Below are 25,279 nucleotides of genomic sequence, written 5' to 3'. Positions count from 1 at the left end.
TTGTTTCACGTGAAACATTTTCCAAAATATGAAGATTTTACTTGTCCGCTTGTCCAGTATGGGCGATTTAATTCATACGTTGCCCGCAGTTGAAGATTTGGCGCGACAATGTCCTGAGGTAGAACTCCATTGGCTGTGTGAGGTAGGGTTTGCAGATATTGCCTGCTTGCATCCTTTTGTCAAAAAAGTTCATGTAATGAAATGGCGGCAATGGCGCAAACACCTTTTTCAGGCTGAAACATGGAGTGAAATAGGCCGTCTGAAAACGGATTTACAGGCTGAATCTTTTGATTTTGTTTTAGATAGCCAAGGACTGATTAAAAGCGCATGCTTTGCCAAAATGGCGAAATCCCCTATTTACGGCTTGGATAAACACAGCGCGCGTGAAAGTTTGGCTGCCCTTGCATACAGTAAAACGTTTGCCGTACCGAAAGGTAAAAATGCGGTTTGGCGAAACCGTGAATTATTCGCCCAAGTATTTGGTTATACAATGCCTGAAACGCAGGTATTTGGTTTGTCGGTTCCTGAATCAGGCCGTCTGAAAAATTTGCAATCCCCTTATTACGCTGCTTTGCATGCAACCAGTCGCGACAGTAAATTATGGCCGGTAGAACACTGGCGTGCATTATTGAAAAAGTTGAATGAAGAACAACAATGCAATGTATATCTGCCATGGGGAAATGAAACTGAAAAAATGCGTGCCGAACAGATTGCAAGCGATTTACCGTTTGCTTCGGTTTGCGACAAAATGAATTTATTACAGGCTGCATTTTTATTGAAAAAAGCAGAGGGTATTATTGGCGTAGATACCGGACTGCTGCATCTTGCCAATGCATTGGAAAAGCCTGTTGTAGGAATTTATACAGATACAGATCCGGTCAAGACCGGCGTTCAAGTTTCAGCTTATGCAAAAAATTTAGGCGGTATTGCTCAAATTCCCAATGTAGACGAGGTTTATCAAACCTTGATGGATTGTGTTGCTGCATACGGTAAATAATTGCTGGGGAGTTGGATTTATTTTCTGAGTAAATGCTTTAGAAATGATATAATTCCGCTCTATTTGCCAAGATTTATATAAATTTGGTTTTATCATGTTGGTGAAAACCGAATTGGATTTTATATAAAGAATGTATCAAAAGCAGTATGCTTGATTTGATGGACATTCTTTTTAGGAGAATTGAATGAAAGCACTGGTCGCAGTAAAGCGCGTAGTGGACTACAACGTCAAAGTTCGTGTGAAAGCCGATGGTTCGGATGTAGATATTGGTAATGTCAAAATGTCGATGAATCCGTTTGACGAAATTGCTGTGGAAGAAGCCGTCCGACTAAAAGAAGCCGGAAAAGTAAGCGAAATCGTAGCGGTTTCTTTGGGTGGAAAAAAATGCGAAGAAACCTTGCGTACCGCTTTGGCGATGGGTGCCGACCGTGCGGTTCATGTTGAGACTGATGCGAAGTTGGAGCCTTTGGCCGTTGCAAAATTGCTGAAAGCTGTTGCGGATAAAGAAAATCCGCAAATTTTACTGCTGGGTAAACAGGCAATTGACGATGACGCCAACCAAGTTGCCCAAATGCTGGCTGCATTGTTGAATGCGGCTCAAGGCACTTTTGCATCAAAAGTGCAAATTGAAGGCGAAGAAGCATTGGTAACCCGTGAAATTGACGGCGGCGAAGAGACTGTTGCGTTGAAGTTGCCTGCGGTCATCAGTGCAGATTTGCGTTTGAACGAACCACGCTTTGTCAAACTTCCTAATATCATGGCGGCAAAGAAAAAGCCTTTGGAAAAATTAAGTCCTGCAGATTTGGCTGTGGATATTTCTCCGCGTTTGAATACCGTGAAATTTGCCGAGCCTAAATCACGTCAAGCCGGTGTGAAAGTGGCTGATGTTGCCGAGTTGGTTGAAAAGCTGAAAAACGAAGCCAAAGTGATCTAAGGAGTATGAAATGAGCGTATTGATTATTGCGGAACATAATAACCAACATTTGAATCCTGCCACTTTGCATGCGGTAACGGCTGCCGCCAAATTGGGTAATGTAGATTTATTGGTTGCCGGCAGTAATGCTGCTGCGGTGGTTGAAGAGGCGAAACAGGTTGCAGGCGTGGCAAAAGTTTTAGTAGCCGATGCACCCTATTACGCTGAAGGTTTGGCAGAAGAATTAGCGCCTTTGGTTGTTAAACTGGCTGCGGATTACCGCTATGTGGCTGCGACTGCAACTGCGTTTGGTAAAAATCTGTTGCCTCGAGTAGCCGCCCTGTTGGATGTACCACAAGTTTCGGATTTAACCGAAGTTGTGGATAACTCGACATTTGTCCGTCCGATTTATGCCGGTAATGCATTTGAAACCGTTCAATCCAATTCTGAAAAACTGGTGCTGACTTTCCGTGCAACAGCGTTTGATGCTGCCGTACAAGGCGGTAATGCAGAAGTGGTCAATATTGAGGCAACGCCTGCTCAAAACCTGAGCCGTTTCGTAAGCTGTCAACTTTCCCAGTCTGACCGCCCTGAATTGACTCAGGCAAAAGTGATTGTTTCCGGTGGCCGTGCATTGGGTAGTGCTGAAAAATTCAATGAAGTGTTGACTCCATTGGCGGATGCTTTGGGTGCGGCGATTGGTGCTTCACGTGCGGCAGTGGATGCCGAGTATGCGCCAAACGATGCCCAAGTCGGACAAACCGGTAAAGTGGTTGCGCCGCAACTATACTTCGCTATCGGTATTTCCGGAGCCATCCAGCACGTTGCCGGTATGCAGGACAGTAAAGTAATTGTTGCCATCAACAAAGATACTGACGCTCCGATTTTCAATGTAGCAGATTACGGCTTGGTTGGTGATTTGTTTGAAGTTGTGCCTCAACTGACTGAAGCACTGAAAAACTAATGTTTCACGTGAAACGTTCAGACGGCCTTTTACAACAAAGGCCGTCTGAAAATATTTTGGCATGATTACGACCTATAAAACCATTACTACACCGACACAGGCTGAATTTAAAGATAAAGGCAGCCGCTTCATTGCATACGCCTATCCGATACGAACGTTGGCCGATGCGAAGAAGTATCTCGACCCATTAAAGGAAGAGCATCACAAGGCAAGACATTGGTGCTACGCCTATCGACTGGGTGTGGACGGAATGCAGTTTCGCGCAAATGATGATGGGGAACCGTCCGGGAGCGCAGGCCGCCCTATTCTGGGGCAGATTGATTCTGTCGGCGTAACGGATGTGTTGGTTGTGGTTGTGCGCTATTTTGGCGGTACGCTATTGGGTGTTCCCGGTTTGATTCATGCCTATAAGGAATCAACGGCTCAGGCATTGGCGATAGCTGAAGTTGTTGAAAAGAATGTTGAAAAGACAGTTTGGTTGAAGTGTGAATATCCTGTTTTGAATGAGGCTATACGAATTGCCAAACAATATCAGGCCGATATTGTGGAACAGGATTTGCAGCTGGATTGTAAGTTGACAGTGAAAATAGCATTGGCTGATTATGAAGCTTGTATTGCTGCTTGGAAAAATACGCGCCAAATTGAAGTAGATACTGATAAGCCGTTTGAATAAAAGGTCGTCTGAATATATTTGAGAAATCAAAAGTTTCAGATGGCCTTTGATGTTTTAGCCTTGGTATCTGTCTAAAGCATTTACGCTTGAGCGCAGGTGTTCCCAAGCCAGTTGATGAAATTCCCCCAGTGCGTTCCATAGAGCATCTTCGCTCATAATGCTGTATTCGCCCTGTGTGCGTAAATCAACGTCTGCCCCTTCTTCAATGGCCTGATGGCATGCTTGGTATTCGTTGGTATAGAAGTCATCCATGTCTTGCATGAGGCTTGCGGCATGTTTCCAGCGGGCGATATCTGCTTCCAGTTTAGGCAGTAATTCGCACCATTCGCGGTATTTGCTTTGAATTTCGTCAATACGTTTTTGCATGATTTGTCCTTTCGTTGTTTGAAATTAGAGTATGGTTGTCTTGGTGCAACATTATTCTTAATTTGAAACAGCTATGCAAGATGGAACAATATTCCATCGATTGAATTTTATTTACAACATCTATTCTTCAAGGAGATGGTATGAAATTGCTCGTTATTGGTAATGGTGGACGTGAACACGCACTGGCTTGGAAATTGGCGCAGTCGTCTAAAGTAGAAACAGTCTTTGTTGCACCTGGTAATGCCGGAACGGCAATTGAGCCTAAACTGCAGAATATAGCGTTGACGGCACATCAAGATTTGATTGATTTTTGCCGTAATGAAAATATTGCCTTTACCGTGGTCGGCCCTGAAGCTCCTTTGGCTGCGGGTGTCGTGAATGACTTCCGTGCTGCCGGATTGAAGATTTTTGGCCCGACTCAATACGCGGCCCAGCTGGAGAGTTCAAAAGATTTTGCTAAAGCATTTATGGCAAAATATAAGATTCCGACTGCGCAATACCAAACCTTTGAAAATGCCGATGTGGCACATGATTACGTCAATCAAAAAGGTGCGCCGATTGTTATTAAAGCGGATGGTTTGGCTGCCGGTAAAGGCGTGATTGTTGCCATGACTTTGGATGAAGCCCACGCCACTATCGACGATATGTTGTTGGACAACAAAATGGGCAATGCAGGCGCGCGTGTTGTGATTGAAGATTTCCTGCAAGGCGAGGAAGCGAGCTTTATCGTTATGGTGGACGGCAATCATGTTTTGCCTATGGCAACCAGTCAAGACCATAAACGCCTGCTGGATGACGACAAAGGCCCTAATACCGGCGGTATGGGCGCATACAGCCCTGCTCCGGTGGTAACGCCTGATGTGTACGAGCGCGCGATGAATGAAATTATTTTGCCGACTGTGGCCGGTATGAAAGCAGAAGGCCATGAATTTACCGGCTTTTTATACGCGGGCTTGATGATTGATAAAACCGGTGCGCCTTATACCATCGAATTTAACTGCCGTTTCGGCGACCCTGAAACCCAGCCGATTATGAGCCGTTTGGATAGCGATTTGGTGGATTTGGTTGAGGCGGCAATCGACGGCAAACTGGATAGTGTTACTGCCGAATGGAATCTGCAGACTGCAGTAGGTGTGGTGTTGGCCGCACAAAATTATCCTGACTCTCCGAAAAAAGGCGATGTGATCTTTGGCTTGGATAAGGCCAATCAAATCGGTAAAGTTTTCCATGCCGGTACTGCAACGAATGAAAAAGGCGAAGTGGTAACCAACGGCGGCCGTGTGTTGTGTGTAGTCGGTTTGGGCGATGATGTTGCACAAGCTAAAAGCAAGGCTTATGAGGCATTGGAAATAATCCGTTTTGACGGCATGCAATACCGTAAAGACATTGCCGATAAAGCCATCAACCGTTAATAATGAATAGAAACAGGCCGTCTGAACACAGATTGTCCGACAATCGCAGTTTCAGACGGCCTTGGTATTATGATGATGTTTCCCAGAATTTTATCGGCTGCAGCCCAACGCAGGTTGCAGGCGCATCTTAAAAAAGGCGGTTTGGTCGCCTATCCTACCGAGTCTTGCTATGGCTTGGGCTGTGTCCCTACTTTGTCCAAAGCACTCAATCAACTGATTCATCTGAAAAAACGACCGCAACACAAAGGCATGATTGTCATTGGCCATAGCTTAGAACAGTTGCAACCTTTGCTGCAAAGGCCGTCTGAAAATATCCAAACCATGCTGCATGAAGCATGGCCGGCTCCAAAAACTTTTTTATTGTCGGCCGGCAAAAAAGTATTGCCCTCATTGCGTGGAAAAGGACGCAGTAAATTGGCTGTCAGGGTTCCTGCGCACGCAGGTGCAAGACGTTTATGTCAGGTTTTGGAAATGCCTTTAGTCTCTACTTCATGCAATCGTGCAGGAAAGCGGGCGTGCAAAACGGAAAGGGAAGTCAGAAGACAGTTTGGCAGAAAAGTCTGGGTTGTAGGCGGATTGATAGGTAAGCAGAAAACGCCTAGCCAGATTATTGACGGAGAAACAGGGGTAAGGCTGCGTTAAAGATGGGCTGTATCATCAAAGGAAAGGTATTTATTTGGAGAAGCAAATTTTTTCCAAAAGATTGGAATACCTGTGTGAAAAGCATTGAGTGCAGATTCAGTTTGATGCATAGCAGTCTGTAAATACAGATCGATTAAGCAGATAGTAAGTCAGTAAATAGAGTAGAAAGCAGTATTTTGTGAAATGCTCTTGCAAAGAATGAAGCAAATTTTGAGTGTAAATGAATCGCTGTAATAAATTATTTTTGAATAAACAAATTTTGTGGATAAATTTGAAGATAAATTTCCATAAAAATATAAAAAGGCCGTCTGAAACTTGATATTCAAAGCATTCAGACGGCCTTTTAAATATTTAAACTGTGGATAACTTTGTGAATAAGTGTGGATTAAAGCTTATGTCCGCACACAGTTTCGTATTGTTTTTCAGTAATCGTGCCGCTCATGACGCTCATTGGACGGATGCTGGTCGGCGTATAGCTTTGGTTGGAAATTACCCGGCCGTGTTCGTCCATCAGTTGCAGCGCTGCCAGACGATAGGTTTTGTTTGAGCAATGAATTTCCCAGTTGCCGATGGCTGTTTTATAGGCCGGCGTATTGACGAAACGTTCCTCTTTCAGTTTGGAAACGGTTTTTTTATCACGGAAAGTAACCAGTGCGCCATTTCTTTTAATGCTGCTTTTATCAATGGCTACTTTGATATTGCCTTCAGAGATGGTGCCGATATTAGTCCAGCTACCGCCGCCGCTCGATGTGGTGGTTGTTTCACAGGCACTCAACATCAAAGCTGCAAATACGGTTGCAGCTAGGGAAAAACGTTTGATATTCATAAAACCTCATTATTTACAGAAAGTAAGTCGATATTATCCGTGAAGATGGCATATATCGTAAATCGATTTTGCAAAGTTGAACCTCTGAAAAGAATTTTATGAAAAATACGCCTAAAAGGCCGTCTGAAACCTGTCTTTCAGACGGCCTGGAAGTGTAAAATCATGTATAATTGCAAACAATTTGGTTTTCATCCCATAGGAAGATCCGACATGATTAACCCTATCGCTGCACTTTCCCCATTAGATGGCCGCTACGCCAAATCCGTTGAAGCATTGCGTCCGATTTTCTCCGAATACGGCCTGATGCGTGCGCGTGTCAAAGTTGAATTAAACTGGCTCAAAGCCCTTGCCGCCGAACCTAAGATTGTAGAAGTTCCTGCTTTCAGCGATTTTACGCTTGCCGAAATCGACAAAGTGATTGAAAACTTCTCGCTTGAAGATGCCGCCGCCGTCAAAGCCATTGAGGCGACCACCAATCACGACGTCAAAGCCATCGAATATTGGCTTAAAGAACGCTTCTCCGGCGTGCCTGAAGTGGCTGCCGCCAGCGAGTTCATTCACTTTGCCTGCACCAGCGAAGACATCAACAACCTGTCCCACGCTTTAATGCTGCAAGAAGCGCGTGAGGCTGTTTTGCTGCCGAAACTGGCCGAAATCATCGAAAAACTGACCGGAATGGCACATGAGTTGGCTGCCGTCCCTATGATGAGCCGCACGCATGGCCAGCCTGCTACACCAAGCACACTGGGTAAAGAAATCGCCAATGTCGTGTACCGCCTGCAACGTCAGTTTAAAAACCTGCAAGCGCAAGAGTTCCTCGGCAAAATCAATGGCGCAGTCGGCAACTACAATGCCCATATGGTCGCTTATCCCGATGTGGATTGGGAAACCCACTGCCGCAACTTCGTCGAAATCGGCCTCGGTCTGACCTTCAACCCCTACACCATCCAAATCGAACCGCACGACTATATGGCGGAATTCTTCCAAGCCATCAGCCGTGTCAACACGATTCTGATCGACTTTAACCGCGATGTTTGGGGCTACATTTCTTTGGGTTACTTCAAACAAAAAGTCAAAGCAGGCGAAGTCGGCTCTTCTACAATGCCGCACAAAGTCAATCCGATCGACTTTGAAAACTCCGAAGGCAACCTTGGTATGGCTAATGCCGTATTGGGCTTTTTGTCCGAAAAACTGCCGATTTCCCGTTGGCAGCGTGACCTGACCGACAGCACCGTATTGCGCAATATGGGCGTAGGCGTGGGCTATGCCGTGTTGGGCTTTGCCGCCCACCTGCGCGGTCTGAACAAGCTTGAGCCGAATCCTGCCGCCCTTGCTGCCGATTTGGACGCTACTTGGGAGCTGCTGGCCGAGCCGATTCAAACCGTAATGCGTCGTTACGGCGTAGCCAATCCTTACGAGAAGCTGAAAGACCTGACGCGCGGTAAAGACGGCATTACGCCTGAAGTGTTGAAACTCTTTATCGAGTCGTTGGAAATTCCGACAGAAGCCAAAGCCAAATTGCTTGAGTTGACCCCTGCGTTGTATGTGGGTAAAGCCGAAGAGTTGGCAAAACGAATTTGATTTATAAAAAAGCCATTTGGAGATTCAAATGGCTTTTTTTGAATTAAATATATAGTATGAAAATGATGAAGAAAGTTTTAAATGTTTAAATATTTACCAAGTAAGGAAAATTTGATTGTATAGTTACCAATCGGCTTGTTAGTCAGCATATTACATTTTCATGGAAAAATTCCTTTTAAAAATATATTTGATACTTTCATGGGTTTGACTCCAATATATGTATTATTGGCATATCTTCATTTTCTTAGGTTTCTACAATTATGTAATTTTCCGTATCTTGTTTCTATTCAAATAGAGGCAAGAATTATTGATGTTTTAAATAGCATTGTCTCTTTTCTAATTGGATTCTCGATATATACAAGTTTTTTTATACCCTTTTGGAAAGATAGTTCTAAAGGATATCTCGTTCTTTTATGTTTTAGAACCTGTATTCACAAACAACTATTTGATAAATTTTAATATTTGTGAAATATACCCTAGTTTGACAAAATTTTCAGCAGATAAATTCGTCTGCTCAAAATCTTTTGCCAAACGTCGAGACCAACCTAACCATGCAAACGTTCGTTCTACAATCCAACGTTTGGGCAGAATATGCCAAGAAATATCTTGAATTTTCTTTGAAATCTCAACAGTTAAACCCAATTGCTCCGATACTTCGCGCTCAAATGTATTCCGATAACCTGCGTCTGCACAGAAACCTTTTAAACCCGGATAGGTCTCAAACGCTTTTTTTGCTACAAAAATACCTGCTTTTGTGTCATGGATATTGGCTGCATGAACCACAACAGACAATAGGTTACCCAACGTATCAACAGCTATATGTCGCTTACGGCCTTTGATTTTTTTACCTCCGTCAAAACCTTTATCATGTGCGCCGGAAGCTGTTTTGACACTTTGCGAATCAATAATGGCATAAGTCGGCATCGCTTGTTTTTGATGGATTAAACGTTTTTTTGAACCAATGCCAAAAGAATCCTATCCCATAAGCCTGATTGGTTGGCTCTGCGATAGAAACTCCATACGGTTGGATAAGGTGGAAAATCATTGGGCAGCATACGCCATTGGCAACCTGTTTTGGTAATGTACAAAACGGCATTCACTAATGTACGTTTATCCCATTTGTAGCGGCGCAGCCGGTTAAAATGCGGCTCAATCGCTTGCCATTGGGCATCTGTTAAGTCTGTTGGGTAGGATTTTCCAGTCATAAAGATATTTTATCATTTTTGTGAATACAGGTTCTTAATTTTGCGGTTCTAGTGTTTACGATGCTTCCTATATGCTTGCATTTATGGAAAGAAATTAGAGATAAAAAAATAAATATATTTTGATATCAGTAATGTATTTAATACTTTCTATTGCATCATTTTATGACATGACTAAATAAATTATAAATTTAAGGCCGTCTGAAATCTTTTTCAGACGGCCTTTTTCGATTCAATCCGTTATTTCACTTTGCCTTTTAACGCGCCGTAGCCTGCCGCGTCCATTTGTTCCAGCGGGATGAATTTCAAACTCGCGCCGTTGATGCAGTAGCGCAGTCCGCCTTTGTCGCGCGGGCCGTCGGGGAAGACGTGTCCCAAGTGCGAATCGGCGGCGTGGCTTCTGACTTCGGTGCGGCGCATGTTGTAGCTGAAATCGTTGTGTTCGGTAACGGATTTTGCATCAATCGGGCGCGTGAAGCTCGGCCAACCGCAGCCGGAATCGTATTTGTCGGCGGAGCTGAACAAGGGTTCGCCGCTGACAACGTCCACATAAATGCCGGGTTTGAACAAGTGGTCGTATTCGTGGCTGAAGGCGTATTCAGTCGCGCTGTGTTGGGTAACTTGGTACTGCTCTTCGGTCAGGGTGCGTTTGAGTTCGGCATCGCTGGGTTTTTTATACGTTGCCGCGTCGAAACCTTTGCCTTGCGGAGCGGTTTGGGTTTTGCCCGCCAGCGGTTCGTCGGCTTTGCGGATGTCGATGTGGCAGTAGCCGTTGGGGTTTTTAATCAGGTAGTCCTGATGGTATTCCTCGGCATCGTAAAAGTTTTTCAGCGGCTCGTTTTCAACGACGAGGGGAAGTTTGTATTTTTGCTGCTCGCGTTTGAGGGCGGCGGCGATGACGGCTTTTTCGGCGGGATCGGTGTAGTACACGCCGCTGCGGTATTGTGTGCCGGTGTCGTTGCCCTGTTTGTTGAGGCTGGTCGGATCGACGACGCGGAAATAGTATTGCAGGATGTCGTCGAGGCTGAGGCGGTCGGCATCGTAGGTAACTTTGACGGTCTCGGCGTGCCCCGTATGGCGGTAGGACACGTCTTCGTAGCTCGGATTTTTCGTGTTGCCGTTGGCGTAGCCGGATACTGCGTCAACCACGCCGTCTATGCGTTGGAAATAGGCTTCCAAGCCCCAGAAGCAGCCGCCTGCGAGGTAGATGGTGCGCGTGTTCATGATTTTTGAATCCTTTTTCTGTGTGTCGGGTTTGTAGAACGAATGTTTCAAACTGCCCAAATCGGCATTCGGGTCGCGGATTAACGCCAATGCCTGCGCTTCGTTGATGCTGCCTTTGACGATGCGCTGCACGTCGCCGTCTTTACCGATTAACGCCCACGAGGGGTAAACGCTGATATTCAGGCTTTGGGCGATGGTGCCGCCGTTGTCGGTAACGACGGGCAGCTTGGGATAGTTCAAACCGGCATACCATTTTTGGAAGTCGCCGTCTTTTTTCTCGTGCAAAAAGCCCGGAGACGCGACGGTAATCAGGTTGGCAGAACCGAATTTTGCATCCTGCGCCCATTTTTCGGTTTGTCCCAGTTCGGACAAACACAAAGGACACCAGCTCGCCCAAAATTTAATCAGGGTCGGTTTGTCTTTTTTCAAGTAAACACCGGCGGGGCGGTTGTCCGCGGTTTTTAGAGTGGACAAAGTGTGCGGCACGGTCGCGGCTCCGGCATCTGCGGTTTTGGGCGAACACGCGCCCAGCGCAAACAGGCAGCCGAACTTGGCGCAAAGGGAAAAGAAAGTACGGTGTTTCATTTTGATGTTTCCTGTGTGGACGGTTTGTATAGTGGATTAAATTTAAACCAGTACGGCGTTGCCTCGCCTTGGCTCAAAGAGAACAATTCTCTAAGGTGCTGAAGCACCAAGTGAATCGGTTCCGTACTATCTGTACTGTCTGCGGCTTCGTCGCCTTGTCCTGATTTTTGTTAATCCACTATATGATTAGACGTTTGAGATGCCGAAACCTTACAGTCCGGATTTTCAGACAACCTTGCCGCGCAAAATACGTTACAATACTGCTTATTTCAAGTTTCTAAAATTAAAAGGAAAATTCAATGTTCAGCTTCTTCCGACGCAAGAAAAAACAGGAAACGCCCGCCCAAGGAGAAACCCGCATTCAGGAAACCGCCGCCGAAGCCGCAGGACGCGCCGAAACCGCTGTTTCGCAAGCGATTGAAACGGTTTGGGAAAACACCGCCGAAAAAGCGGAAGAGCTGACGGCGGCAGATGCGATGCCGTCTGAAGCGGCAAAAGAAGCTGTTGCCGAAACGCCGTCTGAAGCGGCTGAAAAAGCAGCGGAACACCTTGAATCCGCAAAAGAAGCCGTTGTTGAAACCGTCAGCGAAACCGTTGAGCAGGTTCGAGAAACCGTTGCCGAAATGCCGTCTGAAGTAGCCGATGCTGTCGAGGAAGCAGCGGAACAGACTGAAGCAGCCAAAGAAGAAGCTGTTAAGGCAGTTAGCGAAGCTGCCGAGCAGGTTCGAGAAACCGTTGCCGAAATGCCGTCTGAAGTAGCTGAGGCTGTCGAGGAAGCAGCGGAACAGGCTGAAGCAGTCAAAGAAGAAGCTGTTGAGGCAGTTAGCGAAGCTGCCGAGCAAGTTCAAGAAACCGCCGCCGAAATGCCGTCTGAAGCTGCTGAAGAAGTGGCAGAACAGGCTGAAGCAGTCAAAGAAGAAGCTGTTGAGGCAGTTAGCGGAGCTGCCGAGCAGATTCAAGAAGCCGTTGCCGAAATGCCGTCTGAAGTGGTTGAAGCTGCTGAAGAAGCAGCGGAACACCTTGAATCCGCAAAAGAAGCCGTTGTTGAAACCGTCAGCGAAGCTGCCGAGCAAGTTCAAGAAACCATTGCGGAAACCGTTGCGACAACTGAAGAACACAAGCTCGGTTGGGCTGCGCGTTTGAAACAAGGTCTGACCAAATCGCGCGACAAAATGGCGAAATCGCTGGCGGGCGTGTTCGGCGGCGGGCAAATCGACGAAGATTTATACGAAGAGCTGGAAACCGTGCTGATTACCGGCGACATGGGCATGGAAGCCACCGAATACCTGATGAAAGACGTGCGCAACCGCGTCAGCCTCAAGGGGCTGAAAGACGGCAACGAATTGCGCGGAGCGTTGAAAGAAGCCTTGTACGACCTGATTAAGCCCTTGGAAAAACCATTGGTCTTGCCCGAAACCAAAGAGCCTTTCGTCATCATGCTGGCGGGTATCAACGGCGCGGGCAAAACCACGTCTATCGGCAAACTCGCCAAATATTTCCAAGCGCAGGGCAAATCCGTGTTGCTGGCGGCAGGCGATACTTTCCGCGCCGCCGCGCGTGAGCAGCTTCAGGCTTGGGGCGAGCGCAACAACGTAACCGTGATTTCGCAAACCACGGGCGATTCCGCCGCCGTCTGCTTCGATGCCGTCCAAGCCGCCAAAGCGCGCGGCATCGACATTGTGCTTGCCGACACCGCCGGCCGCCTGCCCACGCAGCTTCATTTGATGGAAGAAATCAAAAAAGTGAAGCGCGTACTGCAAAAAGCCATGCCCGACGCGCCGCACGAAATCATCGTCGTGCTTGATGCCAATATCGGGCAAAACGCCGTCAACCAAGTCAAAGCCTTTGACGACGCATTGGGGCTGACCGGTTTAATCGTTACCAAGCTAGACGGCACGGCAAAAGGCGGTATCCTTGCCGCGCTTGCCTCCGACCGCTCAGTTCCTGTCCGCTACATCGGCGTGGGCGAAGGCATAGACGATTTGCGCCCGTTTAATGCCAAAGCGTTTGTGGATGCTCTATTGGATTAAACAGATAGGCTGAGGTTTGTAAACGCAGTTTGTGGGGTGTTTCATGCACTTTGAAGGCTCTGTATTCGGTATGGGATACCTAAGCCAAACAGGCTGTTAAAAAGGCCGTCTGAAACCTAAAATCAGGTTTCAGACGGCCTTCATTTATTTGCAGGTTTAGTTTTTCCGTGCAGTAACAAACTCTGCCAGTTGGCGCAGGCGCAGGGCTTTGTCGCCGAATGGCTCGATCAGGGCAACGGCTTCTGTAATCAGCGTCTCTGCGTAAGTACGCGCGGCGTGCAGGCCCATTAGTTTGACGTAGGTCGGTTTGTCGTTGTCCGAGTCTTTACCGGCTGTTTTGCCCAAGGTAGCGGTATCGGCTTCGCAGTCCAATACATCGTCGATCACTTGGAAAGCCAAACCTAATTTGGCGGCGTAGTGGTCTAAGGTTTGGATTTGCGCCGGTGTTAAGTCTGGGCAGGAAAGTGCGCCTAAGGCCACGGCCGCGCGGATGAGTGCGCCGGTTTTGAGGCTGTGCATCTGTTCCAATTCGGCCTGATTCATGGCTTTGCCGACATTGGCAAGGTCGATGGCTTGTCCGCCCGCCATACCGAGGCTGCCGGATGCTTGGGCCAGCGTGGACAACATGGCAAGCTGGCGTTCGGCAGGTAGGCCTGTCGGACGGCTCAGTACATCAAAGGCTTGGGTTTGCAGCGCATCGCCGACCAAAAGGGCGGTTGCTTCATCGTATTGCACATGGCAGGTCGGTTTGCCGCGGCGCAGGCTGTCATTGTCCATCGCCGGCATATCGTCGTGAACCAACGAATAGACGTGCACCATTTCGATGGCAGCCATGGCCTGCTCGACGGCGTTTTGGTTTGCTTCGCCCAATTCGGACGCGGCAAGCACCAAGAGCGGGCGCAGCCGTTTGCCGCCGCCGAGGGTAACGTAACGCATGGCTTCGTGAAGCGTGTGCGGAACTTGGCTTTCAGACGGCAAAAAATGCACCAGCAGCAATTCGGTTTGCGCTTGGGCTTTTTGCTGCCATGTTTTGAGTTCATTCGCCGGGTTCAAGATTCAACTCCTTCAGTTCGCCGGCATCCAAGACTTGCAGTTTCTGCTCGACTTCCGCCAATTTGGTTTGGCAGTATCTGACCAATTCGTTGCCTTCCTGATAGGCGGCCAGAGCGTCTTCCAGCGGCATTTCGCTGCTTTGCATGGCCTGGGTCAGGGTTTCGAGGCGGGATAAGGCTTCTTCAAAGGATTGGGGGGCGTTTTTTTTCATGGTTTGAAATGATGGGCAGAAAAGGGGAATTGTAGCATTTTTAGATGATTAAGGCCGTCTGAACAGGGGTGAAAACGAAATCAAAGATTTCTGTTTCTTTGTTCAGACGGCCTTTTTCAAACGGAATAACGTTATCAGCCCGGTAAAACGGCTTTTTGATAGTTGAGCGCGATAAACTGCTTCTCGGCATCCAATTCAGTGATTTTGAACAATGCCTGCGATTTGGGCAGCGCGTCAAACGGAATACCGGTCGCGCGCGTTGCCAGCGGCAGGCCTTCGATGCGGACGAGGTCTTCTTTGAGGATGGTGGCCGTCAGCTCGCTCGTGCCTTGCTGTTGCAGATAGACGAGGCTCCAGTAGGCTTCCATTTGGCGTTGGAAATCGGCGTAGGCGGTATAGGCGGCATCGAAGTCGCGTAGCGCGGCGAAGAGTTCGGCATCGCTGTTTTGATACAGCGGCTCGGCGGAGTCGTCTATCAGGCTGATCAGCTGCTTTTGGTTGATGTAGTCGGCGGCGCGGCGCAGCGGCGAGGTAAACCAGCCGTAATGCTGCACGCCCATACCGATGTGCGGCTCGGATTTGGTGCTCATACGCACTTTGCCTGCCGGTTGGACGCGGAAAAGGCTGGGCAGGTCGTTGTCGTGGAGCATTTGCGCCCAAGTGCTGTTGGCAAGAATCATCATCTCGCTGACCAGCGTATCGATGGGCGAACCGCGTTCGCGGCGGACGACGGATACCTTGCCTTCTTCATTCAATTCGATGCTGTAATCGTATTGCGGCGCGCGGTCGGGTTCGTATTTGCCGCGCGCTTTTTGCAGGGCGACGGCGAATTGATAGAACCAAATCAGGTCTTGATGGTGGGCAAACATCATTTCGCCGGCTTCGTCCAAGCCTGCTTCGGCGTTGAAATGCGGCTCGATGGCTTGGATGCGCAGGTTTTCGGAGATGTTGACGGCTTCGATTTTGCAGGTCGGCTCGCCGGCGTTGAAGTCGCTGTCCACATCGAAATAAATGCTGACGGCGGGACGGTACGCGCCCGCATCGAGACTGAACGCGACTATCCAGTTTTCGGGCAGCATAGTGATTTTGCCGTTGGGAAAATAAACCGTGCTTAACCGCTGCATAATGATTTGTTCCATTCCGCCGCCTGGCGCGATGGCAAGCGACGGCGCGGCAATGTGGATACCGACGCGTTTCGTGCCGTTGCCCAAGTCGGTCAGGCTTAAAGCGTCATCGACTTCGGTAGTCGATTCGTCGTCAATGGAAAAGGCGGTAACGTCGGCCTTGGGCAAGTCGGGCATTTCGGGAAAGGGAAGGTCGGGGAAGCCTGTTCCTTTGGGGAAGTATTTGATTTCAAAACCGTCTTGCAGGTATTGGGGAATGGACGTAATGCCGCCTGTTTTTTTCGCCAGTTCGTAGGCGGAGGTTTTCAGCGCGTCGGCGGCTTTGGTAAAGGCTTTGTAGGTCAGCGACTGCTTGTCGGGCGCGTGCAGGATGGTTTTCAAATCCGCCGCGATTTCAGACGGCATCTCGCCGCGTTTCAAGGCTTCCGCCCAAGCGTCGATTTGCGCGTCTTGTTGTTTTTTGCGTTCGATGGCGGCAAGCGCTTGTTTTAAGGTTTCTTCGGGCGCGGCTTTGAACACGCCTTTGGCTTTTTTGTAGAAATACATCGGCGCGGCGTACAGCGCAATCAAAGTCGCCGCCAGCTCGGTTTTGGTCGGCGCATGGCCGTAATATTCTTCGGCGATGGCTTCGGCGGTAAATTCCTCTTTGCCGCATACTTCCCACAATAAATCGGTGTCGATGTCCGCCGCCTGTGCCTGCGCGTTTTCCAAAAACGCCGCCATATCGCCGTCAAACTCGGCAAAGACGTTGTTTGCCTTCACTTTGGTGCGCTTGCCGTGTTGGGTATCGACTTGGTAGGTGGCGTCGTTTTTTTGGACGATGGAGGCAACTTTGAATTGGCCGGACTCTTCGTAAAAGATATTCATTTTTTTAGGATTTTATGATTTGTAGGAAACGCGTGATTTTAGCAGATTTGCACAAGAAAGGCCGTCTGAAAAAACATACTTTCAGACGGCCTGTTTAAACGGCGGATGATTAATACTGATATGCTGCCAGTTTGCGTTTGATTTCAGGCAGGGCGGCGCGTGCGGCCTGTTCGCCCAATTGGATGGCGCGTTGTTTTTGGTCAAAACCGCCAACCGAACCCAGCTCCAAAACCTGCGGTTTGATGACCACATTGGCTTGTCCCAATTCTTGGCGCAACGCAGTTTGACTCATTACGTTGAAGGTTTGGTCAAGATAGGAGAACATGCCTTGGCTGACATTTTTGGCCGGACGTGCGGAAATGTCGACGGCAATGATGAAGTTTGCGCCCATTTTTTTCGCCGCGCTGACTGGTACGGGTTGCGACAGGCCGCCGTCTACATATTTGCGGTTGCCGATGACGACTGGTTGGAACACGTTCGGAATCGAAGCGGAAGCGCGGACGGCCTGTCCGGCATTGCCGACGTTGAACACCACCGGTTTGCCGCTTTCAAAATCAGTCGCAACGGCGGCAAATTTGATGGGGAACTGCTGCATCAGGCGGTTGCCGACTTTGCGGTTGATGTAGTTTTGCAGTTTTTCGCCTTTGATGAAGCCGCTGGTGGACAAGGTCAAATCCACCAAATCGGTTTTACCCAAAATTTCCGCTTCCAATTCGAGGCGGTCGGGCGACATTCCCGAAGCGTACATACTGCCGACAATCGAGCCTGCGGATGTGCCGGTAACAATTTTGATCGGAATATTGTTTTCTTTCAAAACCTTAATAATCCCGATATGGGCAAAGCCTTTGGACGCGCCGCCGCCCAAAGCCAGCGCAACTGTGGCTTTCGGTTTGGGTGCAGGACGCGAAACCGTATTTTGACCCTGCGTAGAAGGTTTGGATTGCGGCGCGTTGCCACTCGGACAGGCAGCCAATACCAAGACGGACGAAGCGGCTAAAAACGTTTTAAATGTGGAAAAAAGTTTATTCATGTTCAGACAGCCTTTAATATGTCGAAAGGGTTATTTTACTCCGAAATGAAGTCGAAAGGCCGTCTGAAATTAGGTTTCAGACGGCCTTTTAAATCAAGCTTAAGCCAATTCGAGCTGTTTTTCCAAGCTTTCGACCAGTTGGTCGTCCAAATTCAAAGCTTGGGACAAACGGCTCAGGAACACGATTTCCTTGCGCGACAAATCCGCACAGACTAATCTGGCCGCCAGATAAGTTTCAGCTGCCAAAGCCTCGTCGCTGCCGACAGAAGCGGCAATTTGCTTGATAGAGGCCGGTTGCGCATATTCAGCCTGCAGCCATGTCGCCGTTTCCGCATCGCTGCCGCTTTCACGCTCAATCGCCGCGCGTTCCGCATCGTCAATCAGGCCATCTGAAGCCGCCGCCGCAATCATCGTTTGCAAAATCACACGGCTGTGGTTTTCACCAATCAGGCCGGCAGGTTGGAACGCACTTTGCGGCAATTCGTCCTGCTGGCGGTTTTGTTTCCAGTTTTGGTAGCCTTTATAAGCCAGAAAACCCAAAGCGGCGACTGATCCGGCCTTGACCAGCTTCTTCGTGTTTTTCTTTTTCAACAGCATCGATGCCAAAGCACCCGTCAACGCGCCGCCGCCGAAAGAATTGAGCGGACTGTCCGCAACCGCTTTGCCACCTTTTTGAGCCGCACCCAAAACCTGATTGAGCAACTGACTGAAATCCATAAAAAATCTCCTGAAAACAAATACATTGCAAATATAGGGCAGAAATACTAAAAAACCAAGCCAAAGAAAGTTAAAAGGTGCAAACAAGTTTTCAGACGGCCATAGCCGACTTTCGGTACAATCACACCATTCCAAACAATAAACCCCATCATGACCGATACCGCCCAAATCATTACCAGCTATGGCCGCCGCTATATCGTCCGCACCCTCGACGGCCAAACATATGACGCCACCACCCGAAAAAAACGCGTCGATTTCGCCTGCGGCGACCACGTCCGTATCAGTCCCATCAACGGCGAACAAGTCGTGATTGAAGACTATCTTCCGCGCGAAAGCCTGCTCTACCGCCAAGACGCGTGGAAAACCAAACTGATTGCTGCCAACGTTACCCAACTGCTCATCGTCACCGCCGCCAGCCCCTCACCCAGCGAAGCCCTGTTGCAACGCGCCCTCCTCGCAGCCGAAGCGGCCGGCATCGATGCTGTCATTGTCCTCAACAAAGCCGACCTCCCCGAAACCGCCCAATGGCGCGAGAAACTCAAATTCTACGAAACCCTCGGCTACCCCGTGGTCGAAACCAACGCATTGGAAAACGCCGACACCCTGCGTCCCATTTTAGAAGGGCAAACCAACATCCTGCTCGGACAAAGCGGCATGGGCAAGTCCACCCTGACCAACGCCCTACTCGGCAACCAAGCCGCCCGAACCGGCGACATTTCCACCGCGCTCGACTCCGGCAAACACACCACCACCCACGCCCAACTATACGATTTGAATGCAGAAACCCGACTCATCGACTCCCCCGGCCTGCAAGAATTCGGCCTGCACCATCTCCAAGCCGCCGATTTACTGCAATACTTCCCCGACCTGCGCCACCTTATCGGCCAGTGCCGTTTCCACAACTGTACCCACCGCGCCGAACCCGGCTGCGCCGTCAAAGCCGCTGCCGAATCAGGCGAGGCCAAACCCGAGCGCATCGAATTTCTGCAACGCGTTACCGATGAACTGTTGAGATAAAGTTTTAACGGAAATAAGTGTTTGGATAAATATAGTGGATTAAATTTAAACCAGTACAGCGTTGCCTCGCCTTGCCGTACTATCTGTACTGTCTGCGGCTTCGTCGCCTTGTCCTGATTTAAATTTAATCCACTATAAAAAGGCCGTCTGAAATTTTCAGACGGCCTTTTGTTGAAGCATAACCAAATTTACCTTTCAACCGGTATCGCTACCTTAGCGGGAAAGAGAAGGTGCTTTTCGCGGCGGATTGCTCATGAGAAGAACGGCTTCTTCAATTTTCTTGTCCTCCCGATCATGGAGCTCTACCGGAAACTTCAGACGCAACACTGCAACAATAGCGCCAACCGATAAGCCTGCATCATGAAGCAACTCAATTTCTTTAAGTACCGGTGCGGAAAGGTTTAACATGGTTTCTCCTTAAGATTTGATACTTAGCCCACTTTATCCCCGGGCTGTGCGCCTGCGTCAACATCGAGCAGCTTCAGTTTGCCCTCGGCGGTGGCGGCGGAGAGGATCATGCCTTCGGATACGCCGAATTTTGCCATTTTGCGTGGGGCGAAGTTGGCGACGGCGATGACCATGCGGCCGTTCAATTCGGCAGGATTTGGGTAAGACGCGGCGATGCCGGAGAAGATGATGCGTTTTTCAAAACCGAAATCGAGATCGAATTTCAAAAGTTTGGTGCTGCCTTCGACGGCTTCGCAGTTCAATACTTTGGCGACGCGCATGTCGATTTTCATAAAGTCGTCAAAGCTGGCCTGTTCGGCGACTTTTTCGTATTTGCTCTCTTCGGCGGCAGGCGCGGGGGGCGTCTGAATGCTTTGTTTGTTGGCTTCGATTAAATCGTCCACTTGTTTTTGCTCCACTCGTTGCATTAAATGTTCGTATTTGTTGATGGCGTGTTCGCCCAAGGTTACCCTTGTGTTCGCCCAGGTAATCGCGTCCAGATTGAGGAAACGCGCGGCGTTGGCGGCGGTTTGCGGCAACACGGGGGCGAGGTAGGCGGTCAGCATGGTGAAGGCGTTGATGAGTTCGCTGCATACTTCGTGCAGGCGTTCGTCTTGACCTTCTTGTTTGGCGAGCTCCCACGGCTTGTTGGCATCGACGTATTCGTTCACTGCGTCCGCCAATGCCATGATGTCGCGCAGGGCGCGGGCGTATTCGCGGTTTTCGTATTGCTCAGCGATGGTCTCGCTTTCGGCAGCAAGTTTTGCCAGCAATTCGCTGTCGGTAACGTCTTTCAGACGACCTTCAAAGCGTTTGGCGATAAAACCTGATGCGCGGGCGGCGATATTGACATATTTGCCGACGAGGTCACTGTTTACGCGGCTGATAAAGTCTTGCAGGTTCAAATCGATGTCTTCGATTTTGCTGTTGAGTTTGGCGGCGATGTAGTAGCGCATCCACTCAGGGTTCAGACCTTGTTCCAAATAGGATTTGGCGGTGATAAACGTGCCGCGCGATTTGGACATTTTTTGTCCGTCCACGGTCAAAAAGCCGTGTGCGTACACGCCGGTCGGGGCGCGGTGGCCGGAGAAATGCAGCATGGCAGGCCAGAACAGGGCGTGGAAATAGAGGATGTCTTTGCCGATGAAGTGGTACATCTCGGTTTGGCTGCCGGCTTTGAAGTATTCGTCGAAATCGACGCCGATGCGGTCGCACAGGTTTTTAAACGATGCCATGTAGCCGACGGGCGCGTCCAGCCAGACGTAGAAGTATTTGCCCGGCGCGTCGGGGATTTCAAAGCCGAAATACGGCGCGTCGCGGGAAATGTCCCAGTCGGACAGGGTGGTTTCTCCGTCTTCGCCCAGCCATTCTTTCATTTTGTTGAGGGCTTCCGGTTGCAGATGGGGCTTGCCGTCGTGCGGGTTGTTGCCGGAAGTCCATGCTTTGAGGAAGTCGGCGCATTCGCCCAGTTTGAAGAAGAAGTGTTCGGATTCGCGCAATTCGGGTTTGGCACCGGAAACGGCAGAATACGGGTTGATCAGTTCGGTCGGGGAATAGGTCGTGCCGCAGACTTCGCAGTTGTCGCCGTATTGGTCTTTGGCGTGGCATTTCGGGCATTCGCCTTTGACGAAGCGGTCGGGCAGAAACATTTGTTTTTCAGGGTCGAAAAGCTGCTCGATGACGCGGCTCTCGATTTTGCCGTCGGCTTTCAGTGCACGGTAAATGTCTTGGGAAAACTGTTTGTTTTCAGGAGAATGGGTGCTGTAATAATTGTCGTAGCCGATGAAAAAGCCGGTAAAGTCGGCGAGGTGTTCTTCGCGCACTTTGGCAATCATGTCTTCGGGCGCGATGCCTTGTTTTTGCGCGGCAAGCATCACGGGTGTGCCGTGGGTGTCGTCGGCGCAGCAGTAGTGGCATTCGTGGCCGCGCAGTTTTTGGAAGCGTACCCAAATGTCGGTTTGGATGTGTTCGACCATGTGGCCGAGGTGGATGCTGCCGTTGGCATACGGCAGCGCGGAAGTGACAAGGATTTTGCGTGTCATGGTTTGTGCTTTTAAAAACAATGGATAAAGATGTCGGGAATTATACCGCAAAACAATACGTAAAGGCCGTCTGAAACCCGATTGCCGGTATTTCAGACGGCCTTTTATTTATCGGCTGCGTATGGGATTAACCGCGTACGCGTTCGATTTTTGCGCCTACGCCGCCGAGTTTTTTCTCGATGTATTCATAGCCGCGGTTAAGGTGGTAGATGCGTTCGACGATGGTTTCGCCTTCTGCGACCAAACCTGCCATAACGAGGCTGGCGGAGGCGCGCAGGTCGGTTGCCATCACGACGGCACCGGAGAGTTTTTCCACGCCTTTGATGTAGGCGGTGTTGCCTTCGGTGGTGATGTCTGCGCCCATGCGGTTGAGTTCGGGAACGTGCATGAAGCGGTTTTCAAAAATGGTTTCCACCACGCGGCTGCTGCCTTCAGCAATGGCGTTCATGGCCATAAACTGCGCCTGCATGTCGGTTGGGAAGCCCGGGTGGACGACGGTACGGATGTCCACGGCTTTGGGGCGTTGTTGCATGTCGATGGAAATCCAGTTGTCGCCAGCTTCGATGATGGCGCCGGCTTCGGTCAGTTTGTCCAATACGACTTCCATGGTTTTTGGGGCGGCATTGCGCAGGACGACTTTGCCGCCGGTCATGGCGACGGCGCAGAGGAAGGTGCCGGCTTCGATACGGTCGGGAACGACGCTGTGTTCGCAGCCGTGCAGCTCTTTTACGCCTTCGATGGTCATGGTTGCTGTACCGATGCCGCTGATTTTTGCGCCCATTTTAACGAGGCATTCGGCCAAATCGACGACTTCGGGCTCGATGGCGCAGTTTTCGAGGATGGTGGTGCCTTCGGCGAGCGTGGCCGCCATCAGCAGGTTTTCGGTACCGCCGACGGTTACGACGTCCATGGTGACGCGCGTGCCTTTCAGACGGCCTTTGGCTTTGACGTAACCGTGTTCGATGGTGATTTCCGCACCCATGGTTTCGAGGCCTTTGAGGTGTTGGTCAACCGGACGCGAACCGATGGCGCAACCGCCGGGCAGGCTGACTTGGGCTTCGCCGAAGCGGGCGAGGGTCGGGCCCAAAACCAAGATGGACGCGCGCATGGTTTTTACCAGCTCGTAAGGTGCGCAGGTGTTGTTGACGGTGCCGCCGTTGATTTCAAATTCGGAGATGTTGTCGGTCAAAACGCGTGCGCCCATGCCTTGCAGCAGTTTTTGGGTGGTTTTGACGTCGGCGAGCATGGGTACGTTTTTCAAGCGTAAAGTGCCGGAAGTCAGCAGACCGGCACACATCAGCGGCAGGGCGGCGTTTTTTGCGCCGGATACGATGATTTCGCCGTTGAGGGGGCCGTTGGCAGAGATTTTGAGTTTGTCCACAGGATGTCTTTCGTTATTTGTCTGCACGGTTTATGCCGTACAAATGAAATGAGATGGATAATAAACCATCAATTATAAGGGATTATGCCCTTGCTGTTAGATTTGGCAGTATTAAATTTTCACAAGGTTTGTTTAAGTTGCGAAAGGATAAGATTTCAGGCCGTCTGAATGGTTCAGACGGCCTGTTTGCCAAGGCTTATTTTTTGGCTTTGAAGCCTAAGAGGTGTTGCGTGGTGGCCAGCCATGCGCCGAATATGCCCAGCGCGATGACGAAGCCGAATACCAGCGACACTTCGCTAAATGTGAAGAAACGCCAGCCGATGTTCAGGCCGTAGGGTTTGAAAATCGCGTCCACCAGCGGCCGTACTTCGGCCAGCAGCCAAGCCGACAACCCCAGGCTGACGGCGGCGGAGAAAATACTCTGCCACATTGCCTGATAAAGGAAAGGCCGGCGGATGAAGGAAGCGGGCGCACCCAACAGCTTGGTGATTTCCAACTCTTCCTTGCGGCTGAGGATTTGCAGGCGGATGGTGTTGTGTGCCACCAAGACAAAGGCCATGCCCAAAGTCAGTGAGAGGAACCACAAAATCTTGCGGATAAATTCGTTAATACGATAAAGGGTTTGTACCCATTCGGTATCCATAGTTGCCGATTCGACGCGCGGCAGTTTGGTAATGTCTTTATAGATGGCCTGCATCTGATCCGGAGAAGTGGCAGGGTCGGGTGTAACGATAAAGACGTCGGGCAACGGGTTGCCATCGAGCATGGAAACGAGGTTTTGGTCGAGATTGGTCTGCAATTCTTCCAAACCTTCCTGCTTGCTGATAAAGCGGACTTTATCGATACGGCTGTCGCGTTGGAGCAGGTTTTTCACCGTATCGGCATCAGAACCTGCCGCATCGGTGTCCATATAAACCGTAATCTGCGGCGACTCGTTGAGTTTGCCCAATACGCTTTGTCCGCTTTGGATACCCAAATACATAAACAGCGGCAAGGTCATGGCAACGGCAAGCATGAGCAGGGTCAGCAGCGTGCCGATGGGTTGGCGCAAAAGCTCTTTGAGCGCGGCGCGTGCCGATTCGACGTGTAACGAGATGTAATGAATCATACTCATGCGAGACGTCCTTTCTGCAGGCGCAAGACGCGGTGGCCGTAATCCGCCATCAGCGTTTCATCGTGCGCCGCAACGATCACAGTCGTGCCTGCTTCATGGAAGGTTTTGAACAATTCCATAATATCCAGCGCATAGGCGCGGTCGAGGCTGGCGGACGGCTCGTCGGCAATCAGCAGGCTGGGTTGGTGAACCACTGCGCGCGCGATGCACAAACGTTGTTGTTCGCCGCCGGACAAAGTGATGGGCATATCGTTTTCTCGGCCTTTCAAGCCGACTTTCTCAATCGCAATACGCGCGCGCTCTTCAGCTTTGCGCGGCTGGTAGCCACTAATCCGCAAAGGCAGGATAACGTTTTGCAAGACATTGCGGTCGTAGAGGATTTTGTGGTCTTGGAAGACAATGCCGATATGTTGGCGCATAAAGCCGATCTGATTGTCGCTCAAGGTGCCGAGGTCTTGATTGTTGAACCAAACCTTGCCTTTGGTGGGCTTGGTAATGCCTGAAATCAGCTTCAAAATGGTGGATTTGCCCGAACCCGAATGGCCGGCAATAAAAATCATCTCACCTTTGTTAATCTGGAAACTGACATTTTTCAGGGCTTCGAAACCGCCGGGATAGGTTTTGGAAACTTGTTCGAAACGGATCATGGGTTTTCCTGAAAATAGGGATTCAGACGGCCGGCGTCATCGATAGGGCAACATGCCGTCTGAAAAATAGGGATATTCACAGATTATAAATATTTCGGCTGCTTTTTGATAGTGAAACCCCGGTTCTGCCTGTGGATACACTGCCGGTTTGCAACACAAAGCAATATGGTTTGAAAAAAGGCCGTCTGAACGGTTGGGTTTCAGACGGCCTTTT

24 protein-coding genes and 1 pseudogene are annotated in these 25,279 nt (G+C 49.7%); 9 read left to right on the top strand and 16 right to left on the bottom strand.

Features of this window, described 5'->3' with window-relative positions:
• The first annotated feature begins 28 nt into the window (after positions 1-28).
• The 4 genes from waaC (at position 29) to FAH67_RS09445 (ending at position 3,547) form a co-directional block, all read left to right on the top strand.
• The gene (waaC, locus tag FAH67_RS09460) at positions 29-997 is read left to right on the top strand and encodes a lipopolysaccharide heptosyltransferase I (protein ID WP_003682351.1); all 969 of its coding nucleotides are present in this window, start codon (positions 29-31) and stop codon (positions 995-997) included.
• 184 nt (positions 998-1,181) lie between these two features.
• Positions 1,182-1,931, top strand: a complete 750-nt coding sequence (locus tag FAH67_RS09455) for an electron transfer flavoprotein subunit beta/FixA family protein (protein WP_003682350.1) — start codon at positions 1,182-1,184, stop codon at positions 1,929-1,931.
• A gap of 10 nt (positions 1,932-1,941) precedes the next feature.
• Complete coding sequence (locus FAH67_RS09450) at positions 1,942-2,874, top strand: electron transfer flavoprotein subunit alpha/FixB family protein (protein ID WP_003682348.1); 933 nt, start codon at positions 1,942-1,944, stop codon at positions 2,872-2,874.
• A gap of 61 nt (positions 2,875-2,935) precedes the next feature.
• Positions 2,936-3,547 carry an IMPACT family protein gene (locus FAH67_RS09445; protein ID WP_003682346.1) on the top strand — a complete coding sequence of 204 codons (612 nt, stop codon included), beginning with the start codon at positions 2,936-2,938 and terminating at the stop codon, positions 3,545-3,547.
• 54 nt (positions 3,548-3,601) lie between these two features.
• Here the strand turns inward: FAH67_RS09445 and FAH67_RS09440 are convergent, their stop codons facing one another.
• Positions 3,602-3,913 carry a DUF4298 domain-containing protein gene (locus FAH67_RS09440; RefSeq protein ID WP_003682344.1) on the bottom strand — a complete coding sequence of 104 codons (312 nt, stop codon included), beginning with the start codon at positions 3,911-3,913 and terminating at the stop codon, positions 3,602-3,604.
• A gap of 140 nt (positions 3,914-4,053) precedes the next feature.
• On the opposite strand from FAH67_RS09440, the gene purD reads away from it, so the two are divergent.
• Together purD and FAH67_RS09430 are read left to right on the top strand one after the other, a co-directional pair.
• Positions 4,054-5,325 (top strand): phosphoribosylamine--glycine ligase, encoded by a 1,272-nt coding sequence (gene purD, locus FAH67_RS09435; RefSeq protein WP_003682341.1) that lies wholly within the window; start codon positions 4,054-4,056, stop codon positions 5,323-5,325.
• 72 nt (positions 5,326-5,397) lie between these two features.
• On the top strand, positions 5,398-5,967 hold the full coding sequence (locus FAH67_RS09430) for an L-threonylcarbamoyladenylate synthase (protein WP_039864388.1): 570 nt from the start codon (positions 5,398-5,400) through the stop codon (positions 5,965-5,967).
• Positions 5,968-6,352: 385 nt separating this feature from the next.
• Here the strand turns inward: FAH67_RS09430 and FAH67_RS09425 are convergent, their stop codons facing one another.
• Positions 6,353-6,793 (bottom strand): surface-adhesin E family protein, encoded by a 441-nt coding sequence (locus FAH67_RS09425; protein ID WP_003682336.1) that lies wholly within the window; start codon positions 6,791-6,793, stop codon positions 6,353-6,355.
• A 210-nt stretch (positions 6,794-7,003) separates the two neighbouring features.
• Here FAH67_RS09425 and purB point away from each other — a divergent pair, with 210 nt between their 5' ends.
• Positions 7,004-8,374 (top strand): adenylosuccinate lyase, encoded by a 1,371-nt coding sequence (gene purB / locus FAH67_RS09420; RefSeq protein WP_003682334.1) that lies wholly within the window; start codon positions 7,004-7,006, stop codon positions 8,372-8,374.
• A gap of 441 nt (positions 8,375-8,815) precedes the next feature.
• On the opposite strand, the gene FAH67_RS11905 is transcribed toward purB, so the two are convergent.
• From FAH67_RS11905 to msrAB, 3 genes are all read right to left on the bottom strand, one after another.
• The gene (locus FAH67_RS11905; RefSeq protein WP_112890727.1) at positions 8,816-9,298 is read right to left on the bottom strand and encodes an IS5 family transposase; all 483 of its coding nucleotides are present in this window, start codon (positions 9,296-9,298) and stop codon (positions 8,816-8,818) included.
• A gap of 17 nt (positions 9,299-9,315) precedes the next feature.
• Entirely contained in the window at positions 9,316-9,579 is a 264-nt protein-coding gene (locus FAH67_RS11900; protein ID WP_208648186.1) for a transposase, read from the bottom strand.
• A 237-nt stretch (positions 9,580-9,816) separates the two neighbouring features.
• Positions 9,817-11,385, bottom strand: coding sequence for a bifunctional peptide-methionine (S)-S-oxide reductase MsrA/peptide-methionine (R)-S-oxide reductase MsrB (gene msrAB, locus FAH67_RS09410; protein ID WP_003681128.1), 1,569 nt, complete (start codon positions 11,383-11,385; stop codon positions 9,817-9,819).
• 743 nt (positions 11,386-12,128) lie between these two features.
• Between msrAB and ftsY the strand changes: the two genes are divergently transcribed.
• Positions 12,129-13,415 carry a signal recognition particle-docking protein FtsY gene (gene ftsY / locus FAH67_RS09400; RefSeq protein WP_112890870.1) on the top strand — a complete coding sequence of 429 codons (1,287 nt, stop codon included), beginning with the start codon at positions 12,129-12,131 and terminating at the stop codon, positions 13,413-13,415.
• Between the two features lie 156 nt (positions 13,416-13,571).
• Here ftsY and FAH67_RS09395 read toward each other — a convergent pair whose 3' ends face one another.
• The 5 genes from FAH67_RS09395 to FAH67_RS09375 all read right to left on the bottom strand — a co-directional run bounded on the left by FAH67_RS09395 (position 13,572) and on the right by FAH67_RS09375 (position 18,417).
• Positions 13,572-14,468 carry a polyprenyl synthetase family protein gene (locus tag FAH67_RS09395; protein WP_003681130.1) on the bottom strand — a complete coding sequence of 299 codons (897 nt, stop codon included), beginning with the start codon at positions 14,466-14,468 and terminating at the stop codon, positions 13,572-13,574.
• Positions 14,452-14,679 carry an exodeoxyribonuclease VII small subunit gene (locus tag FAH67_RS09390; protein WP_003681131.1) on the bottom strand — a complete coding sequence of 76 codons (228 nt, stop codon included), beginning with the start codon at positions 14,677-14,679 and terminating at the stop codon, positions 14,452-14,454. The genes FAH67_RS09395 and FAH67_RS09390 overlap by 17 nt, the downstream gene beginning before the upstream one ends.
• A gap of 134 nt (positions 14,680-14,813) precedes the next feature.
• Positions 14,814-16,670: a ribonuclease catalytic domain-containing protein gene (locus FAH67_RS09385; protein WP_003681132.1), complete on the bottom strand. Its 1,857-nt coding sequence runs from the start codon at positions 16,668-16,670 to the stop codon at positions 14,814-14,816.
• A 109-nt stretch (positions 16,671-16,779) separates the two neighbouring features.
• A complete protein-coding gene (locus FAH67_RS09380; RefSeq protein ID WP_003681134.1) occupies positions 16,780-17,700 on the bottom strand; it encodes a patatin-like phospholipase family protein in 921 nt (306 codons plus the stop codon).
• A 99-nt stretch (positions 17,701-17,799) separates the two neighbouring features.
• Entirely contained in the window at positions 17,800-18,417 is a 618-nt protein-coding gene (locus tag FAH67_RS09375; protein WP_039864163.1) for a tellurite resistance TerB family protein, read from the bottom strand.
• A 150-nt stretch (positions 18,418-18,567) separates the two neighbouring features.
• Between FAH67_RS09375 and rsgA the strand changes: the two genes are divergently transcribed.
• Positions 18,568-19,434, top strand: coding sequence for a ribosome small subunit-dependent GTPase A (gene rsgA / locus FAH67_RS09370; RefSeq protein ID WP_003681138.1), 867 nt, complete (start codon positions 18,568-18,570; stop codon positions 19,432-19,434).
• A gap of 11 nt (positions 19,435-19,445) precedes the next feature.
• Here the strand turns inward: rsgA and FAH67_RS11895 are convergent.
• The 6 genes and pseudogenes from FAH67_RS11895 to ftsE form a co-directional block, all read right to left on the bottom strand.
• Positions 19,446-19,571: pseudogene (locus FAH67_RS11895) on the bottom strand (IS5/IS1182 family transposase); the annotation flags it as partial.
• Between the two features lie 76 nt (positions 19,572-19,647).
• The gene (locus FAH67_RS09365; protein ID WP_003681140.1) at positions 19,648-19,842 is read right to left on the bottom strand and encodes a hypothetical protein; all 195 of its coding nucleotides are present in this window, start codon (positions 19,840-19,842) and stop codon (positions 19,648-19,650) included.
• A 23-nt stretch (positions 19,843-19,865) separates the two neighbouring features.
• Positions 19,866-21,923, bottom strand: a complete 2,058-nt coding sequence (gene metG, locus FAH67_RS09360; protein WP_039864165.1) for a methionine--tRNA ligase — start codon at positions 21,921-21,923, stop codon at positions 19,866-19,868.
• Between the two features lie 127 nt (positions 21,924-22,050).
• Positions 22,051-23,304 (bottom strand): UDP-N-acetylglucosamine 1-carboxyvinyltransferase, encoded by a 1,254-nt coding sequence (gene murA / locus FAH67_RS09355; RefSeq protein ID WP_003681146.1) that lies wholly within the window; start codon positions 23,302-23,304, stop codon positions 22,051-22,053.
• Positions 23,305-23,500: 196 nt separating this feature from the next.
• The gene (gene ftsX / locus FAH67_RS09350; protein WP_003681149.1) at positions 23,501-24,418 is read right to left on the bottom strand and encodes a permease-like cell division protein FtsX; all 918 of its coding nucleotides are present in this window, start codon (positions 24,416-24,418) and stop codon (positions 23,501-23,503) included.
• On the bottom strand, positions 24,415-25,065 hold the full coding sequence (gene ftsE / locus FAH67_RS09345) for a cell division ATP-binding protein FtsE (RefSeq protein ID WP_003681151.1): 651 nt from the start codon (positions 25,063-25,065) through the stop codon (positions 24,415-24,417). Before ftsE ends, ftsX begins: the two co-directional genes overlap by 4 nt.
• Between the last annotated feature and the right edge of the window lie 214 nt (positions 25,066-25,279).

The organism is Neisseria flavescens (genome assembly GCF_005221285.1).
GTDB classification, from domain to species: domain Bacteria; phylum Pseudomonadota; class Gammaproteobacteria; order Burkholderiales; family Neisseriaceae; genus Neisseria; species Neisseria flavescens.
Note: the sequence above shows the minus strand (reverse complement) of the source record. Positions and strands in the feature narration are given on the sequence as shown.

Bases quoted from the DNA above. Each gene is read 5' to 3' on its own strand.
- msrAB (WP_003681128.1), bottom strand. From the start codon at position 11,385: ATGAAACACCGTACTTTCTTTTCCCTTTGCGCCAAGTTCGGCTGCCTG.
- purD (WP_003682341.1), top strand. From the start codon at position 4,054: ATGAAATTGCTCGTTATTGGTAATGGTGGACGTGAACACGCACTGGCT.
- FAH67_RS09440 (WP_003682344.1), bottom strand. From the start codon at position 3,913: ATGCAAAAACGTATTGACGAAATTCAAAGCAAATACCGCGAATGGTGC.
- ftsX (WP_003681149.1), bottom strand. From the start codon at position 24,418: ATGAGTATGATTCATTACATCTCGTTACACGTCGAATCGGCACGCGCC.
- rsgA (WP_003681138.1), top strand. From the start codon at position 18,568: ATGACCGATACCGCCCAAATCATTACCAGCTATGGCCGCCGCTATATC.
- metG (WP_039864165.1), bottom strand. From the start codon at position 21,923: ATGACACGCAAAATCCTTGTCACTTCCGCGCTGCCGTATGCCAACGGC.
- FAH67_RS11905 (WP_112890727.1), bottom strand. From the start codon at position 9,298: ATGCCGACTTATGCCATTATTGATTCGCAAAGTGTCAAAACAGCTTCC.
- FAH67_RS09445 (WP_003682346.1), top strand. From the start codon at position 2,936: ATGATTACGACCTATAAAACCATTACTACACCGACACAGGCTGAATTT.
- FAH67_RS09365 (WP_003681140.1), bottom strand. From the start codon at position 19,842: ATGTTAAACCTTTCCGCACCGGTACTTAAAGAAATTGAGTTGCTTCAT.
- ftsE (WP_003681151.1), bottom strand. From the start codon at position 25,065: ATGATCCGTTTCGAACAAGTTTCCAAAACCTATCCCGGCGGTTTCGAA.
- FAH67_RS09390 (WP_003681131.1), bottom strand. From the start codon at position 14,679: ATGAAAAAAAACGCCCCCCAATCCTTTGAAGAAGCCTTATCCCGCCTC.
- FAH67_RS11900 (WP_208648186.1), bottom strand. From the start codon at position 9,579: ATGACTGGAAAATCCTACCCAACAGACTTAACAGATGCCCAATGGCAA.
- FAH67_RS09430 (WP_039864388.1), top strand. From the start codon at position 5,398: ATGATGTTTCCCAGAATTTTATCGGCTGCAGCCCAACGCAGGTTGCAG.
- FAH67_RS09450 (WP_003682348.1), top strand. From the start codon at position 1,942: ATGAGCGTATTGATTATTGCGGAACATAATAACCAACATTTGAATCCT.
- FAH67_RS09425 (WP_003682336.1), bottom strand. From the start codon at position 6,793: ATGAATATCAAACGTTTTTCCCTAGCTGCAACCGTATTTGCAGCTTTG.
- FAH67_RS09380 (WP_003681134.1), bottom strand. From the start codon at position 17,700: ATGAATAAACTTTTTTCCACATTTAAAACGTTTTTAGCCGCTTCGTCC.
- waaC (WP_003682351.1), top strand. From the start codon at position 29: ATGAAGATTTTACTTGTCCGCTTGTCCAGTATGGGCGATTTAATTCAT.
- purB (WP_003682334.1), top strand. From the start codon at position 7,004: ATGATTAACCCTATCGCTGCACTTTCCCCATTAGATGGCCGCTACGCC.
- FAH67_RS09375 (WP_039864163.1), bottom strand. From the start codon at position 18,417: ATGGATTTCAGTCAGTTGCTCAATCAGGTTTTGGGTGCGGCTCAAAAA.
- FAH67_RS09385 (WP_003681132.1), bottom strand. From the start codon at position 16,670: ATGAATATCTTTTACGAAGAGTCCGGCCAATTCAAAGTTGCCTCCATC.
- ftsY (WP_112890870.1), top strand. From the start codon at position 12,129: ATGCCGTCTGAAGTAGCTGAGGCTGTCGAGGAAGCAGCGGAACAGGCT.
- FAH67_RS09455 (WP_003682350.1), top strand. From the start codon at position 1,182: ATGAAAGCACTGGTCGCAGTAAAGCGCGTAGTGGACTACAACGTCAAA.